The sequence below is a fragment of the Flagellimonas hymeniacidonis genome (assembly GCF_008040165.1).
In the GTDB taxonomy this organism is placed as follows: Bacteria; Bacteroidota; Bacteroidia; order Flavobacteriales; family Flavobacteriaceae; genus Flagellimonas; species Flagellimonas hymeniacidonis.
Window position 1 is genome coordinate 650,484 of sequence record NZ_VRUR01000001.1, and the last position, 17,051, is coordinate 667,534.

General features: G+C 35.9%; 14 protein-coding genes. 6 read left to right on the forward strand and 8 right to left on the reverse strand.

Features of this window, described 5'->3' with window-relative positions:
- Positions 1-198: 198 nt before the first annotated feature.
- Positions 199-3,603: a P-loop NTPase fold protein gene (locus FVB32_RS02880; protein ID WP_187269480.1), complete on the forward strand. Its 3,405-nt coding sequence runs from the start codon at positions 199-201 to the stop codon at positions 3,601-3,603.
- A gap of 209 nt (positions 3,604-3,812) precedes the next feature.
- On the opposite strand, the gene FVB32_RS02885 is transcribed toward FVB32_RS02880, so the two are convergent.
- Genes FVB32_RS02885 through FVB32_RS02895 form a run of 3 tightly spaced genes read right to left on the reverse strand, consistent with a single transcriptional unit; the run spans position 3,813 to position 6,724 of the window.
- Entirely contained in the window at positions 3,813-4,883 is a 1,071-nt protein-coding gene (locus FVB32_RS02885; RefSeq protein WP_147741079.1) for a dipeptidase, read from the reverse strand.
- Positions 4,884-4,933: 50 nt separating this feature from the next.
- Positions 4,934-5,398, reverse strand: coding sequence for a RidA family protein (locus FVB32_RS02890; RefSeq protein ID WP_147741080.1), 465 nt, complete (start codon positions 5,396-5,398; stop codon positions 4,934-4,936).
- A gap of 12 nt (positions 5,399-5,410) precedes the next feature.
- Positions 5,411-6,724: a gluconate:H+ symporter gene (locus FVB32_RS02895; RefSeq protein WP_147741081.1), complete on the reverse strand. Its 1,314-nt coding sequence runs from the start codon at positions 6,722-6,724 to the stop codon at positions 5,411-5,413.
- A 361-nt stretch (positions 6,725-7,085) separates the two neighbouring features.
- On the opposite strand from FVB32_RS02895, the gene FVB32_RS02900 reads away from it, so the two are divergent.
- Entirely contained in the window at positions 7,086-7,415 is a 330-nt protein-coding gene (locus tag FVB32_RS02900; protein ID WP_147741082.1) for a YegP family protein, read from the forward strand.
- A 283-nt stretch (positions 7,416-7,698) separates the two neighbouring features.
- Here FVB32_RS02900 and FVB32_RS02905 read toward each other — a convergent pair whose 3' ends face one another.
- Positions 7,699-8,049: a YciI family protein gene (locus tag FVB32_RS02905; RefSeq protein WP_187269481.1), complete on the reverse strand. Its 351-nt coding sequence runs from the start codon at positions 8,047-8,049 to the stop codon at positions 7,699-7,701.
- A 202-nt stretch (positions 8,050-8,251) separates the two neighbouring features.
- On the opposite strand from FVB32_RS02905, the gene FVB32_RS02910 reads away from it, so the two are divergent.
- The 4 genes from FVB32_RS02910 to FVB32_RS02925 all read left to right on the forward strand — a co-directional run bounded on the left by FVB32_RS02910 (position 8,252) and on the right by FVB32_RS02925 (position 11,595).
- Positions 8,252-9,310, forward strand: coding sequence for a sensor histidine kinase (locus FVB32_RS02910; protein ID WP_147741084.1), 1,059 nt, complete (start codon positions 8,252-8,254; stop codon positions 9,308-9,310).
- Positions 9,307-10,032 carry a LytR/AlgR family response regulator transcription factor gene (locus tag FVB32_RS02915; protein ID WP_187269482.1) on the forward strand — a complete coding sequence of 242 codons (726 nt, stop codon included), beginning with the start codon at positions 9,307-9,309 and terminating at the stop codon, positions 10,030-10,032. Before FVB32_RS02910 ends, FVB32_RS02915 begins: the two co-directional genes overlap by 4 nt.
- A gap of 125 nt (positions 10,033-10,157) precedes the next feature.
- Positions 10,158-11,150, forward strand: a complete 993-nt coding sequence (locus FVB32_RS02920) for a TolB family protein (protein ID WP_147741086.1) — start codon at positions 10,158-10,160, stop codon at positions 11,148-11,150.
- Positions 11,151-11,190: 40 nt separating this feature from the next.
- Positions 11,191-11,595, forward strand: a complete 405-nt coding sequence (locus FVB32_RS02925) for a hypothetical protein (protein ID WP_147741087.1) — start codon at positions 11,191-11,193, stop codon at positions 11,593-11,595.
- Between the two features lie 22 nt (positions 11,596-11,617).
- On the opposite strand, the gene FVB32_RS02930 is transcribed toward FVB32_RS02925, so the two are convergent.
- The 4 genes from FVB32_RS02930 to FVB32_RS02945 are packed head-to-tail and all read right to left on the reverse strand — an operon-like array spanning position 11,618 to position 17,049.
- Positions 11,618-13,663, reverse strand: a complete 2,046-nt coding sequence (locus tag FVB32_RS02930) for a c-type cytochrome domain-containing protein (protein ID WP_147741088.1) — start codon at positions 13,661-13,663, stop codon at positions 11,618-11,620.
- Between the two features lie 10 nt (positions 13,664-13,673).
- Positions 13,674-14,528, reverse strand: a complete 855-nt coding sequence (locus FVB32_RS02935) for a chitobiase/beta-hexosaminidase C-terminal domain-containing protein (protein WP_187269483.1) — start codon at positions 14,526-14,528, stop codon at positions 13,674-13,676.
- Entirely contained in the window at positions 14,525-15,562 is a 1,038-nt protein-coding gene (locus tag FVB32_RS02940; protein WP_246139820.1) for an NHL repeat-containing protein, read from the reverse strand. Before FVB32_RS02940 ends, FVB32_RS02935 begins: the two co-directional genes overlap by 4 nt.
- Positions 15,559-17,049: a DUF1501 domain-containing protein gene (locus tag FVB32_RS02945; RefSeq protein ID WP_147741090.1), complete on the reverse strand. Its 1,491-nt coding sequence runs from the start codon at positions 17,047-17,049 to the stop codon at positions 15,559-15,561. The genes FVB32_RS02940 and FVB32_RS02945 overlap by 4 nt, the downstream gene beginning before the upstream one ends.
- Between the last annotated feature and the right edge of the window lie 2 nt (positions 17,050-17,051).

Genomic DNA, 17,051 nt, shown 5'->3' on the forward strand with positions numbered 1-17,051 from the left:
CAAAAATACTAAATATATGAGTTGATTATAAATTTTATCAGCTCAAATTGAGTGTAGATTATAAACGTCAACAAACATTCACGGATGTTATAAAGGCTACAACCATGTAGGATAGTTTAAAAAACCATAAAGAAAATCTAATAATACGTTGGAATTTTCATGTTAAAATATAACCTTGTAAGCACACACCAAGCCAAGATGAAATATCCAATATTTTTGAAAACTTCTCCAGAAGGGGAAGACTTATTTAAAGGAAAATCACAAGAAAAGATTGCTGGCATAATTGAAGAAGTTATTGAAAACCAATCTTTTGAAAACCATGTTATTGGCCTTGAGGGTCAATGGGGTTCTGGAAAATCTAATACAATAGATATTCTAAAAAGGAAATTCGATACCAAAGAAAAACCTTATCATTTTTTCACATATGATACTTGGGGACATCAAGAAGATTTGACCAGAAGATCATTCCTGGAAGAAATACTACACGAGCTTTTGAGTAAAAAATTATTAGTTAATGTTGATAAGAAATGGGAAAATCTTGAGGCACAATTATTAGCAAAAAAATCTACAAAGCATACTAGCAAGTTTCCTCAGATAAAAAGATTTTGGGTACTCTTCACCACATCATTTTTGCTATTTACAATACTATCTACTGTTATTGATGATTTAGTTCAGGCCAGCTATATTTCGTCATCAAGCTTTTGGATATTTCTATTGAAATATCTTCCACCAGCCATTTTCCTGTTTTTTGCATTTCGTGATTTTTGGATTGAGTTCAGACAAATGAAACCTGAAGACGTTGGGTTTGATAAAAATTATGACCTATCAGGTTGGGAAAAAATAGGGTTCTTAACTTTTTGGTTCAGCGGGAAAGATGTTACATCTAGAGAGGTCGAAAATATTATTGAGGAAGAACCTTCGGTCAAAAAATTTAAGGAATATTTTCAGCAGATTGTAGGTGATTTAGATACGTCAAAGATAAGTGGTCTGGTACTAATTTTTGATAATATGGATAGATTATCCTCTTTTGAAAAGGTAATGTCTTTATGGTCATCTATACACACCTTCTTTGCTGAATGTAAATATTCCAAAGTCTGGGTTTTAATTCCTTATGATAGAACTCACTTGGCAAATTTTTTCGATAGACAATCCCCAGAAAAGGGAAGATTAATTGCTCATGAATTCATTTCAAAAACCTTTTCCACTTCATTTAGGATTTCACCTCCTGTCATTTCAGATTGGAAAGGTTTTTTCAGAGAAAAGATGAGCATTGCTTTTGGTAAGGACTTTTTCAAAAATAAAAAGGTTGTTGATGAAGCCTACTTTATTGAAACTATTTTCGATTATTCTTATCCTAAGTCTGTTAATCCAAGACAAATAATCTCTTATATAAATTCAATAGTCGGTCTATACAAACAATGGAACAATTCAATTCCGATTCGTTATTTGGCATTGTTCACAATAAAAAAACATAAGATTTTGGATAGCCCGATAGAAACAATTAGTAATAGGTCTTATCTAGGTAACTTATCAGGTCTTTTTCTAGAGGATAATAAATTAGAGCAGTATATGTCCGCTTTGGTTTTCAATGTTAATTTAGAAAAGGCAAATGAGGTACTTTTAAAACCAGAAATAGAGCAGATAATGGTTAACGCCAACCTAGATGGACTTACTGAAATAAAAAAACACCCACAATTTCTATCATATTTTGATATGGTAATCAAGGAACGGGTTAATTCTGATTCAATTATTCTAGAGAACATTTCAAACGTTTTGGTGTCATGCAAGGACATACTTAACACGTCGGTCTATCATAACTATTGGCGTAGAATCAACAATGAATTAGATATAAAAATAACCAACAGAAAACAGTACCACGAAGAGTTTAGCAACATACATAAATTGTCCCTTACAGAAAGTAAATTTCCGAATGGAAAGCCAAAAACTATTTTGAAGCAATTAATTGAGTCTTGTAAAAAATCAGTCTATCAGGATGATTCCAAAAAAGTCACTTCTGATTATTACACTTTCTTAAGTTCTATTCAAGAATTTCTGCAAAATGAAAAAATAGAAATTGGCATAACAGAAATAGTACCATATTGTACTGCTGATGGTAATAATTATGTAAAAATAATTGAAGAAGCAAGAGAGAATATTGCAGAATATAAAATACTAGTTACTGAAAAAGACATCTGCAACTATCTTATTGAAAACGATTATGGACTGACGGAAGTGGAAAAGGATTCTTCCCAAAGATATCTCCTTGAAATTATCTTAGAAGTCAACAAGGCATCAAAACTAAGTATGTTTAAAAAGCATATCGAAACTGAACTTGACAAAGTAACCTATGATCAAAGTGAAGCCTTGGGTAATTTGATAATAGCAAATAGGATTTTAATGTCTGATGACAAAAAACCCCTGAAAAAGAAATTATCTTTTGAAACGGCAAGAGGTCATTTCATAAATGAGGAGCCTGATGAAGAAGCTGAATACTTTTATGATTTAATAGCAACTTTAATAGCTTACCAAACAAATAAAAAATACGAAGGAGAAGAATTTATAGAGATTCTACAGAAGGAACGGGAAATAGATTTGATAAGATTATCTAGTATAATAGAGTATTATATATCCTATGGAGACTTGTTGAAAATGTGTATTCATGGAGATGACTATTACGAATTGATAGCAGATGTTGCAAAGCATATTACAAATAAATCATATGGAACAAGCCGTTTACTTGCGAGTTGGGTGTTCAAAAATTGGGATGATATACAGAGTACAATTTTTGATGGGGAATTCGAAAATTTCATGAGGCGATTCGATAGATGGGAAAAACACTTCTCTGATGACATCAATGTTGATAATGTAGTAGATTCGGTAGATTTAGCCCTTTTTACTGAAATCGACATCAAAGAACAACAACAATATAAATCCCTAAAATTTGTTTGCGATTTAACGGTAAAAAGGTTTGAAAATTTTTCAACTACGGAATGGGCATCAATTTTTGATAAAAAAAATAAGGAAGAAAAGTTCTTTAAGCACCTTTATGTTAAAGGAAAAATTTCAAATAGAATACTGAAGTCCAGTGATTTCAATACTGCGTATGAAAACCATATGTACAAAATAATTTCTGGAGAAGTAGAAAATTATGATTCTTCGTTTTGGAAAGAGTTGGTTATCAAAGAAAGACTTAATGTAAATAGTCTAAAAAGAATATTCAATGTTATTCTGGATAAATTATTACACTTCGACCATTCAATAAAAATTAAAGAATTACTCTTTTTCAAAGAAGGTTTGCTTAATTATTGCTCGAATTTTTGGAAATACTCTTCCGAAGTTCAAAGACAAATATTAATTCCACTATTGAAAAATAAAAAAGGTTTCGAAAACTTCATCATTGGAAATGAAGATAAAATAATACGTGTTTTTAAAGCTTCAGACGAATATATTCATGATATTAAAGAAGCTATGAAAGAAAATCTAGATACAGATATTGAAGCCCATAACAATAGTGCTAAATATATTATAAATAATACTAAAATCGGTAATTTAATTAAGTCTGATAAGAAAAAAGAATCTAACGAAGATGATAATGAAAAGTAAATATAATTACTCAATGATTTCTTTTATTAGACGACAAAACGTTAAAGTTTGTTAAACGGTGAGCAATTCGGTGCCTCTTGATTTTGACCCTTTCGGAAGTCCCGAAAAACAGGCTTTCTCGGTAAAAAGTTCGAGTCCCGTCCAAAGACCGCAAAAAGTCTTCAACAAATGTTGAAGGCTTTTTTGTTTTCAGAATTCTCACCACAAATCTATCCCCATGTTCTCTCAAGAAATTTTATAAAATTAAGATGCATGATATTTTCAATATCATCATTTGAATATCCTCTTTGAGACAATAGAAGAGGTATTTTCTGTAAATCAGCTATAGTTTCGAGGTCATCTGGAGATTGTTCTTTGCCAAATGCTCCATCAAGATCGGTTCCGATGCCTACATGCAACGAATTCCCGGCCAATTGGCATATGTGATCAATGTTTTCTACCATTTGGTTTAAGGTAACACCCATATCTTTTGGAGTAGACTCTCCTCTTATCCAATTAGGTACCATCATCCATGCATCAAGTGCAATTCCTACAACCGCTTTTCTACTGATAAGCTCATTGAGTTGTTCATCTGAAAACTGCCTATTATGGTTTACAAATTTTCTGCAATTATTGTGGCTTGCCCAAACTGGTCCATTGTACGCTTTCATCGTTTCCCAAAAACTCATATCACACAAGTGGGTAGCATCTAAAATAAGATTGAGTTCCTCAATTTTTTTGAGAAGTTCTTTTCCTTTAGTGCCAATTCCCCCGATGGAGTCAGTGCCATGTGCATATGTCCCAGGCCCATAGTGTGCAGGACCAATAGCCCTTAACCCCATTTCATGGGATTTTTCAAGATGGTCTATGGTAACGATTGAATCTGCGCCTTCCAAGCTAAGTATGTATCCAATTGGTTTTTTGGAGTCACTATCATCACGTTCCCAAAGTCCCATATGCGTTTTTAACTCCTTCAGGTTGGTAACCTGTACCATCTCGCCAATTTCTTCCATAGCCTTGTACCACGCCAACTGTCCCTGGGTCTGAGCCCAAGCTTGGTGTGGGGAGTTCCAGCCAGGCAATGGACTTCCTTTTTTTACATAACGTGCAATTTGTGTTGCCACACAGAGACCCACATTACCTTTTCGCATTGCTTGCAATGAGACCGTATTTTTACCCCGATCTGGTTTATCGGTCATCCCTTCTTCGCTCTTCCGAATATCTTCAACGGTCCAGGTCAAATCCCTGTTCCACTCCAAAGCGTTCATGGCCAAATCCAAATGAGCATCAAATACGAACATAGTTAGGTATTAGTAGTATAACATATTACGCCAGCCTTCTTTTTGTTGCTTTAATGCAACTGAAACATCGCCTCTACTTCAACAGGAATATTATCTGGTAACATCATGCCAACAGCACTTCTAACTCCTATTCCATTTTCTTTTCCGAACACATCGGCCATAAGTTCACTGAAGCCATTTACTACATAGGGTTGCCTACCAAAATCGGGTGTTGAATTGACCATTCCCAAAACTTTGACTACTCTTTTTATTTTATCCAGACTACCAAAATGTGTTTGAATGGTAGCCAACATCGTTAGTCCAACTTGGCGAGCTGCCAATTTAGCTTCATCTTCATTTAGATCATCTCCCGCGCGACCAATCATCAAAGTTCCATCAAGATTAATAGGTCCTTGTCCAGAAATGTACAGAAAATTGTCCACGACCAGCAACGGCCTATATACTCCAAGAGGTTTGGGGGCAGGAGGAAATTGAAGCCCTAATTCTTTTATTCGTTCTGAAGGTAATTTATCCATTATTTTAAAAAATTAAATAAACATATTCAATGTTAATACTCCCAAGAGTCCAATTATACCGACCAACGTTTCCATAACCGTCCACGTGGACAGGGTTTCTTTGACCGTAAGATTGAAATACTCTTTGAACATCCAAAAACCGGTATCATTCACATGGGATAACATTAGACTTCCTGAGCCAATGGCCAATACCATAAGTTCTGTATTAACACCTGTCCCCGATGCCAATGGAAGTACAATACCCGCTGCTGTTAATCCAGCAACGGTGGCAGAACCAACACAAACGCGAATTGCAGTGGCAATCAACCAAGCCAAAACTAAGGGAGATACTGATGAACCTTTTAATAAATCCGCTATATAATTGCTCACGCCACTATCCACCAATACTTCTTTAAGAGCACCAGCACCAGCAATGATGAGCAGAATCATGGTAATACTGGATACTGAGCTTGATAGCGAATCCATCACCGCAATCATTTTTTTGCCTCTTGCCAAGCCCAATGTATAAATCGCGACCAGCACAGAAATTAGCATCGCAATTACTGGATTTCCCAAGAAAACAAGAATAGTCTTAATGGTACTTTCTTGCATAAATTGATCTACTGCAATAGAGAGACCAATTAATATTATAGGTAATAAAGCAGTCATTATACTAACCGCTACACTCGGTAAATACTCATCTTTTATGATAACAGGATTGTAAAATTCTTTCAAAGGTTTAGCCTCTATTTTTTTAATTGTTCGAGCAAAAAGAGGGCCTGCTATTACAATTGCGGGAATTGCTATTATAATACCATAAATCATAGTTTTTCCGATATTGGCATTAAACATTGCGGCAATAGCCGATGGAGCTGGATGCGGTGGTAGGTATCCATGGGTTACAGACAAGGATGTGAGCATAGGTAACCCAACATATAATAATGGAAGACCTGTTGACATAGCAATGGTGAATACCAAAGGAATCAATATTACAAAGCCAACAGAATAAAACATTGGAATACCAACAATAAATCCAGTTAAAACTACTGCCCACTGTACATATTTAACCCCAAATGCTTCTACTAATTTTGTGGTAATCTGCTGAGCTGCCCCGCTATCGGCAACAAGTTTCCCCAACATGGCGCCTAGACCCAATATCAAAACCAAAAAACCAAGCGTATTCCCAATACCTGCCTGGATGGATTTAACAAGACCTTCTAATTCCATGTTTTGGGATATTCCAACAAATAGAGAAACGATTATAAATGAAAGAAAAGCATTGAGCTTAAATTTTGCGATGAGCAAAAATAATAGGAGTATCCCTATTACAACAAAAACTATTGGCATAAACTATGATTATTTGGTTGCTTATAAATGTAAGGATTCAAGAATAAAAAAGCATCAATAATTTTCTATGGATTTCAATCAAAAATGGTAAATATTGTGATGTTTATAAGGAAACTCTTTATTAAATTTTCCCAGTTACCATCAATTCCATATAGTTGAACCTTTGGTTTCCCGGCTTGTTAAGTATTTGATGAGATTAAAGGAATATATTAACAGTTGCAAATCTTAATTGCTTCAGACTATCCTTATGCTAGACTTTTCAAAATAAGATCATGTATGGAATGTTTTATATTATTTACAATGCTTGATTAGCATATTTTTAATAAAAAACTTAGTTTTAGAACAACTAAAACACAATCCCATGGGTAAATTTGAAATAAAAAAAGACAAATCTGGACAATTCAGATTTAATTTAAAGGCCAACAATGGTCAAGTTATTCTAAGCAGTGAAGCATATACAACCAAGCCTGCTTGTGAGAATGGTATTGCATCCGTAAGAACTAATTCTCAAGATGACAATAGGTTTGAAAGAAAGACCGCCAAAGATGGCAGTCCTTATTTTAACTTAAAGGCCTCCAACGGACAGGTAATCGGTGCAAGTGAAATGTACTCCAGTGCATCTGCCATGGAAAATGGTGTTGCTTCTGTAAAAAGTAATGCTCCAGATGCTTCTGTTGAAGACAATTCATAGTTTATCTAAAATATGTTCTTTATATCATGTTTCTATTGATATAAAATTTATGACGGCCCAATTGGGCCGTTTTTATTATATATAATTTTTCCTCCTCATTCTTGTCGTTGCGATTATCAAATGACCATTTAAGTACCACAGAGAAAGTCCCCATAATTAGGTTATCATTACAAGTACCATCACAGCAATAATCTATTATCGAGTATTATAAAAAAGCAACTAAGAAAATATTGGGGTTAGATATAGGTACCCACTTTTATTAATGAACTTAGTTCATTTCAATTTACTCACCTTTTTCCATGTTCTCTAGACTAAGCATACCTTTCTCCGTATACCAAGTTCTTATTTCGAACTTAAAAATCCCTTTCTTAACCGCAGGGTCTTCTTTCACTAAAGCTTCGGCTTCTTCTTCTGAGTTCGCGTTTAAAATAAATAACCCTCCTCCACTCTTAAAAGGCCCGGCAAGTAATAATTTACCTTCTGATGCCATTTTTTTAATATTCCCTAGATGGGCCATTTGTGTTTCCTGTAAAACTTCAGGTTCAAAATCAGACCCTGCATCGGTTTTGACCAATTCCACAAAATAATAGGTAGCTATATCCATGGATTGTCCATCTTGCGCTTTGGACTCCATTGAAAAGGAAATTAGAAAAAGTGCGCAAAAAATTAGTTTTAAAGGTACCATCACATATTTATGTTTATGTTGAATAAATATAATTGCCTTGTAAAGCATAGGTCAAGACAATGAAGTAGAAACCAAAAAAAATGAAGTAGAATCAGATTACAGCTTAAATCACTACCCCGAGCTTCCCACCTATATTTAATATTTTTGAATTATGCAGAAAATGGAACCAAAACAGGACAAGTATTATTTAATGCTTGCTTGGTTGTTAATTGTAATCCTCACCATTGTTCAAATGTCGATAGATAGGTCTTACGCGGATGAACATGCAGTAAGATCCCTTTTTTATTGGCCGATTTCTATTTTTATCTCAGGATATATCTCAATAATTTTTTGGATTGTACCTCTTTACAGAAGAATTATAAGGGTACAAAATCCATATAAAATCATCCTATTTATTTTACATGGTTTGGTTTTTTCTCTAATCTATATGGCCATTTCAATAATTATCTATGAGGTACTTTTCTTAAAAAGTCCCTTTAACGATGCTAAAAAAGTATTTTATGAGTTTGGTCTATCTGCTTTTCACCAGCATGCCAAAACATATCTTTTTATGTTGGCAAGCTTGTTGGCGTTAGACTATTTGAGAGGGCGTGAAAAAATAATTGTTTCCAATAAAAACTTGGAAAACGAGCTAAATCTGGTAAAACTTGCCACGATAAAGGCAAAATTGCAACCCCATTTTCTTTTCAATACTTTAAATAGTGTTGTGGCAATAATGGACGAAAACACATCAAAAGCGCAAAATGCCCTTATTAATTTGAGTGACCTGCTTAGGTATTCCATGGAGATGAAACCAGAGAAATTGATTCCGATAAGTGGGGAAGTGGAACTGTTGAAAAAATACATTTCGATTGAAAAAGCCCGATACGAAAATCAACTCAACATAAAATGGGTCTGCACTGACTTAGATGCAAAATTTAAAGTTCCAGCTATGATTCTTCAGCCAATCGTAGAAAATAGTATAAAACACGGTTTTAAAAGAATAAAAACCAGCTTAAACCTCATCATCGAAATAGATGCCATCCATACAAAAATCATTGTCAAAAATGATGGCAATAGCTTACCCCAAATCATAGAAAAAGGAACCGGTCTACAAATTGTAAACCAACGAATTAAAAATCATTTTGGTGATGCTTCCTTTTTTAGAATCCATCAAGACGGAGAATGGGTGACCAACACAATTCAGATTATCCAAAATACACAGAAATGAAGGTGGTCAAAACGGTTTTAGTAGAAGATGAGGGCGCTGCATTGAGAAGATTGGAGAAACTTGCAAGCAACATCTCATCATTAAACATTGTAGGAACAGCCAAAAGTGGACGTGACGCTATACAAATCATTAACAACACTAAACCGGAGCTGATCTTATTGGATATTGAGTTAAAGGATATGACTGCATTTTCAGTCCTGGCCAGTTTAAAAAACTCATTCAAGGGCCAAATAGTTTTTACAACAGCCTATAATCAATACGCCATTAAAGCTTTTGAAGTTGCTGCCACGGATTATTTGTTAAAACCATATGATGAAAAACGGTTTAGCCAAGCTATTACTAGGGTAATTGATAGACATGGCCATTTGAACATTCAAAAACTGACGGAAACCCTAAAACACGGTTTTTTACAAACCCGAACATCAAAATTTGAAATTATAGAGGGTGCACAAATTCATTATTTTTATTCTGAAGACATTATTTGGATTGAAGCCCAAGGATACTATTGTTTAATCCATAAATTGGATACAACTCGGGTGCTATTGAGAAAAACGTTGAAGGAGATGGAACTTTCATTGCCCTCCGAATCATTCGTAAGAGTGAATAGATCTTCAATAATCAACAAAAATTATGTTGAAAAAGAGAGTAGGAATTTAATGCACCAATTCTTCTTTCTTAAAGGAGGTTTTAAAGTGAAAAAGTCAAGTAAATATCTGGAGTGACTTGCGTAATCTTCTATCTGGTTTCAAATATCGACAGGTTCACTTCATTATTTCGTGATTAGCAGCCTATGAGCTATTAATAAATTCTACTATCCTTATCTTTTATGAAATATTCATAAAATTACATGGACTATCTAGGATATAAAAGGTTCATCTGTTTTCTTGCTGTTTTAGGATTACAAGCTTGTTTTAACAATGGTGAAACAGAATTATTAAAGGATACACGTACAATTGATCTTAAAACATCTCCCGCGACATTAGAGCTTTTTGGCGACGGAATCATCTCAACCGGATTAAACGAAAGGGATTTGGCCATTTCCCCAGATAAAAAAGAGCTTTATTATACGCTGGGAACTCCTAATGATGGGAAGAGAGCAATCATAAAAATGATAAAAACCAACCAAGGCTGGGGACAACAAGAAATTGCATCGTTCTCAGGAAAGCATAATGACATTGAGCCTTTTATCTCTCCAGATGGCAGTAAGTTTTTTTTCTGTTCGGATAGACCTATGGACACCGATTCTACTCGATCAGATTATAATATTTGGGTCATGAATAAATCTGTCGATGGATGGGGGCAGCCTAGTCCATTAAATGAAAAAATTAATACTACAGGTAATGAGTTTTATCCTTCCGTAAGCAAAAATGGGAACTTATATTTCACAGCATCAAAACCAAAAAGCCCTGGCAGGGAAGATATTTATATAAGCAAATACATAGATGGAGAATACCTTGACCCGATTCCTTTGGATACCACGGTAAACTCTAAAACTTTTGAATTTAATGCCTTTGTTTCCCCTAATGAGGATATTTTGATCTTTAGCTCCTATGGGAGAGCCGACGACCTTGGAGGAGGAGATCTGTATATGAGTATTGGGGACTCTCTCGGCAATTGGCAAAAAGCTAGAAACTTAGGGCTGTTGGTTAACTCAGAAGGGTTAGACTTTTGTCCATTTATAGACTTTGAGAATGAAACGTTCTACTTTACCAGCAATAGATTAGCCAAGGAGTTTGTGATAAACGATTTCAACGCATACCAAGAGACTCTTAAACAGCCAAAAAATGGTGCCGGGGACATCTATCGGATTAATCTCGAGAAGGTATTAAATGTAAAATAGGACATGGTTATGAATTCATACTATTTTAATTGCATAAGAGATGAAAACTAAAAACTACTTAAAAATTGCCTTAGCCGTAATATCTGGCGAGCTATTAATGGTATTGCTTATAACACTTGCACAAGAAATAGTGGTTCCTGGAGTAAAACTTGGGATATCTTCAACAAGTGATATCATTATAGGAGGTTTCGGCACCCTACTTTCAGGAACAATAGCTGGTTTTACAGCCACCTTAATAGGTGGAAAAACAACTACGCTCCCCAGTATTCTTCTTTCTATTCTAGTTGTTCTGGAAACATCTTACCTCATATTCGCAAATAAAATCCTAAACCCTGTTTGGTTTGATGTTACTGCAGCGCTATCCTTAATTGGAGCCATTTGGGTGGGTTACTATTTGTGCGCAAATGGATTTTTTTTCAAGAAGGACAATATCTCTAGGATTTAAAATCTTTTTAGAAGTATTCAGATCAATTAAAAACCAACTCATCCACGAAGATGAAACTGTTTCCTCCCGGCACTGCATGCCAATCTGGGTTTTTTAAAGGGCTTTCCACCAAGAGCCGTACTTTCTTTAAAGCGATAGGATCAAAATCAATGTTATAGGCTTTTCGCTCGATAATTACAGAGGGTTTTTGTATTGGCAGTTTAACCGTTTTAATCTTGGTAAAGTTGTTCCCATCTACAGAACCCCATATTGTATAACCCGTTGGGAAGAAAATCCAATCGTTGGGTATGGAAAGACTACCTACCGAAATGTTAGACACGGTGGTTTGGTTTTTAAATTCGATTGTTGCGGTCATGTGCTGATTTTCATATCCAATCCAGTTGCCGTCCACAAAATTTGTTGTCCCTCTTTTTAAATCCATAAGGGTTTTTCCTCCTTTACCGCTGTACTTGGGATGCGGAGATTTAGCAAGTGATACTTTACTCACTTCAACCCTACTTTTTAAGAAATCTTCTGTGCTAACCTCACTTGACTCCCAACCTTCTAAGGTTGTATATGCCTTTAAAACAGAGGTTTCTGAAATATAAAATGGTGATATATATTCCTTGGCAATAGTATCTTTTTTAGAATTTTCCGTAGTGTAAAATATCTTTGCACCTTCAAAATATTGCTCTAGGGAAACCTTAACGGAGTCTATAAAAATCTCTTTGTCAGCTAAAATAACCGGAGGGGATAAGGTGCTTGCTGCAAAAACACTATCCGCTATTTGACTTTGAACAGCAATCAAGGCGTTTTTATTCCGAAACTCAGACAGTCCGTCTTTCGTCATTTTAGTCTGCCAAACATAAAGCTTCTTTAAATGAGGGAGTGATGAAAATGCAGCAAGGCTTGAGTCATCCAACTCCGAACCAAAGAGGTTCAGGGATTCAAGAAACTCAAAATTTTTGAATAGCTGAGTTACTGCATTGGTTATTTTAGTCTGTTGCAGCTGCAGTTTGGTGAGGTTTTTAAACTGTTTTAATTGTTTCGCCAATTCATCATCTAAATTGGTATACCCCAAATTCATTTCTACAACGTTGTCCTTGTACTCTTTAAGGATTTCAAAATCAGCCACGGTTAAATCCTTACGTTGTAAAAAATTAACTGCTAATAAAGGCATCTCCTCTGAGACCAACTGTGCGGACATCTTATTTTGGTTGAGCAATGCCAAATACTCCTCTGGGACATCATCTACATTTTCTGCAATTAATGCTCTGGGGGAAGTGTCTTTTTCCAATGATGCAAGAACAGATTCCAATTTCTTATTGATGGGCAAACTTTCTGTAAGACACTCAAAACAATTTTCATTTTTCATCCACCATTCCAACAACATAATTTCTTCAGGTGTGAGCTGCACTTTCCCTTTTGGTGGCATGTGCTCTTTTTCCTCTAAAGGCATGTGAATGCGGTGCATCAACAAGGAAGACTCTTCAGCTTTCAAAGAATCCAATAAAGATCCGGAATCTCCACCAGCCAACAACTCCTTTTCAGATGTTAGTAGTAACCCTCCTTTGGCTTTCCCATCATTATGGCAACTAACGCATTTTCTATTGAGAATGGGTTGAACGATATCAGCAAACACTACCGCCTTGTCCACATCTTCAATTATAGGTTCTTCATATGCTTCTTCAAATAAAAAATCCTCTCCATGAGTAAGACTGCCTCCAAAGTGCCCCGTTAGCGTTAGGAGTACCAACACCACTGCAAAAACTGGAAAGTATGCCTTGCGTGCCAATTGCTTCTCTGATTTTTTCAAGAAAAACAGCCCCAAAGCACCTACAGAAAATGCTATTGCAATCCATTTATGTCTAAAAAGTAATTCTTCATCATATCCACCATTATCTCCCAGCAGCCATCCAGACGCGATTGAAAATAATGCGCTTAGCGCACCAATTCCTAATGCAAACAAAACCGTTCCATTGTCTTTTGGCTCTGGTTTTCTATAATAATAGATTTCCATTAAGAATGCCAGAACCAGAATTCCAATAGGAAGATGGACAAATAAGGGATGTAAATTACCTAATTGCATTTTTTATTATTTATTCAACTATAATTTCATCTATAAACAACCAAGGCAAAGTACCCTTACCCTGATGCCAATCTGGGATTTCATGCAAAGCAGCTACCTTGATATTTATTTCTTTGTATCGTTCTTTTTTAATAGGAATTTCCAAAAAATCCAAGCTCTTACTGTTTTCTACAGCACTATTATTCAATGTAATATTCCCAATAATATCATCTTTAGAACTTACCGACACAGTCTTCGGCAAGAAAATCCAAGACCCTTGATCTTGAAGGGCACTCACAACTATCTTTTCAGCCAAAAGTGGTCTCGAAAATTTAAGATGTATATTGATCTCACGTTCTTGAAAACCCAGCCATCTATTTCCATTTCTAAAATTAATTGAACCTTTTTGACTGTCAATCAAAGTAATGTTGCCGTCTCCATAATAATTGGCATTGGGTTCCGGTTCAATGGTAACTTCAGAAGATGAAATATTGGTTTTCATTTTTCGAATGATAACCCCTTGATTTTCACTAGGCATATAGTGAGGATGAAAGGCTTTGACATTTACCACGGATGTCTTATTGATCTTTATAGGTGAATTATACAGCGTAGAACCTTCCGAAACCTCACTTCCATCTAAAGTGTATTTAATAAAAGTGCTTTCTTGAGCCAGATTAAACTTTAGGGTTGCCGCATTCCTAAAGAGCATAGAATCAATAGTAATTACTGGTTTCGCCAACTGAATGCTATCCAAACTTAAAAAACTGATCTTTTGCGATTGGCAGGACATGGTGACTAAACCAAAAATGAACATGATGGTTTTAATCTTGGACACTTTATTCTTGAATTTTACCTCACTTTTTAATGGAAAGGAAAAAAATATCATACTCGATACAGTTTTATGGGATATGTCCCCCAGGAATTCCATTGAGCCACATATATATTTTCATCCTCATCAATACATACATCATGTGGATGACGAAAGATTTTTAAGGCTTGATGCATAGGATTTAAATCATCATTTTCATAGGAAGGAATACTGCCTCCCGGTGCAGAAATCAATTTATTGTTTTTGTCCAATATGGAAATAAAGCCAGTGCCTTCCGATCCATCTCCAGACCATATGGTAGCCAGATACACATGTCCATTATGAATTACCGGTCTACAAATGTAAGCCCCTGGCAAATCAATGGAATCTATATATGTTCCATCCAGAGAAAATCGTTTCAATTTGTTTTGTTGCCTGGCAGTAATGAGCAAAATTGGATTCTTTGAGTCGCGATCATCAATACAAATGCCATGGGCATTGTTAAAGAGATGGTCCTCTTCCCCCCTACCACCAAACACATTCTTTACCTTGCCATTAGCATCATAGTGGATTATATATTGCGCTCCATAACCATCTGCCACATAAATATCACCATTCTCGGCAATGGCGGTTTCTGTAGGGATATATTCTTCTTGTTTATGATACTTTCCTGTTTCCTTTGGAAAAGGAAAAACCTGAATCACCTTTCCTTCTAGGGTAGTTTTAATAACCTCATGCCGATCATTATCTGCTATATATAAAAATTCTGTTCCATTTTCATTGTGTAACGTTAGACCATGAGCCCCTGGATATTCACTTCCCCAAGAGCCCAATAACCTCCCGGATTTATCATAGATAAGAATGTTGTTTTTGGTATGATTGGTCAGTAAAATAATCCTGCCTTTAGCATCTTGGACCATTTCGTGACAGTCTTTTACAGGAAAGTTTTTGCTATTTAGTTTCCCCCAGTTTAAGTCAACTTTATAGCGATGGCTTCCATGTCCAATGATGGCATCTTTTAGCATATTTTCTGAAAACGACATCGCATTTAGTGATGCAAGCCCTAAAGTGGCCAAGCCACTTTTTTCAATGAATTCCCTACGTTGCATCATGCCAAAATATCCTTTACCAAATGTCCTTCTACATCTGTAAGTCTAAATCTTCTTCCTTGATATTTATACGTAAGCCGTTCATGATCTATTCCCAATAAATGAAGCATTGTAGCTTGAAAATCGTGAACATGCACTGGGTTCTTTACAATATTATAACCAAATTCATCTGTCTCGCCATATACAAATCCGGGCTTAATGCCCCCTCCTGCCATCCACATGGTAAAACATCTTGGGTGATGGTCCCTACCATAGCTCTCTGGTGTTAATATTCCTTGGGAGTAATTGGTTCTACCAAACTCACCACCCCAAACTATTAGCGTATCTTCCAGCATACCTCGTTGTTTAAGGTCAGCTACTAAGGCAGCGGAGGCTTGGTCTACATCTTTAGCCTGTTTTTCAATGGCTCCGGGTAAATTATCGTGCTGGTCCCACCCCATATGATACAACTGAATAAAACGAACATCTTGTTCTGCAAGTCTTCTCGCCAATAGGCAATTGGCCGCATAGGTACCGGGTATTTTTGCATCAGCACCATACATTTTATAAATGTAGTCTGGTTCGTTTTCAGTATTCATTACATCGGGAACAGAAGTCTGCATACGATAGGCCATTTCATACTGCGCTATTCTACTCTGTATTTCTTCATCACCAAATTCCTTGTACTGTTTTTCGTTTAATTCAGCAAGGTTATCCAAAATGGAGCGTTTTGTTTCTTTGGATATTCCTTTGGGGTCGTTCAGATAAAGGACTGGATCTTTTGCTGCCCTAAATTGCACTCCTTGATGCAGGGAATGCAGAAAACCATTCCCCCAAAGCCTTGTATATAAAGGTTGTCCATTAGGTCTTCCTGTCCCTCGTGATAAGAGCACTGTAAATGCTGGCAGATTCTCATTTTCACTCCCTAATCCATAGCTTAACCAAGACCCAATACTAGGCCTGCCAGGTTGTTGTGAACCCGTTTGGAAAAAAGTGACCGCCGGATCATGATTAATGGCCTCGGTATACATCGATTTTATGATGCATAATTCATCTACCATTTTAGCGGTATAAGGTAACAAATCACTTATCCATGTTCCATTTTTACCGTATTGTTGAAATCCAAAGTTGGAGCCTACCAAAGGAAAACTATCTTGTCCTGATGTCATCCCGGTTAACCGTTGTCCATTTCTAATGGACTCGGGTAAGTCTTCACCTCTTCTCTCATTAAGTAAGGGCTTATAATCGAAGAGTTCTAATTGCGATGGACCTCCACTTTGAAATAAGTAGATTACCCGCTTTATTTTAGCCGCATGATGTGGCGAATTGAGGATTCCTTTAATCCCCATTGGATTTTCAGTTTTGGTGATTAAACTGCCCTCTTTTTTGTAAAAATTGCAACCAAGCAAAGAACCTAAGGCTAATCCACCAACGCCTAAGGCGGTTTTTCCCATAAAAGCTCTTCGGTTGAGGTTAAGTGCGTTATCTGCTATTATTTTCTTCTCACTCATAA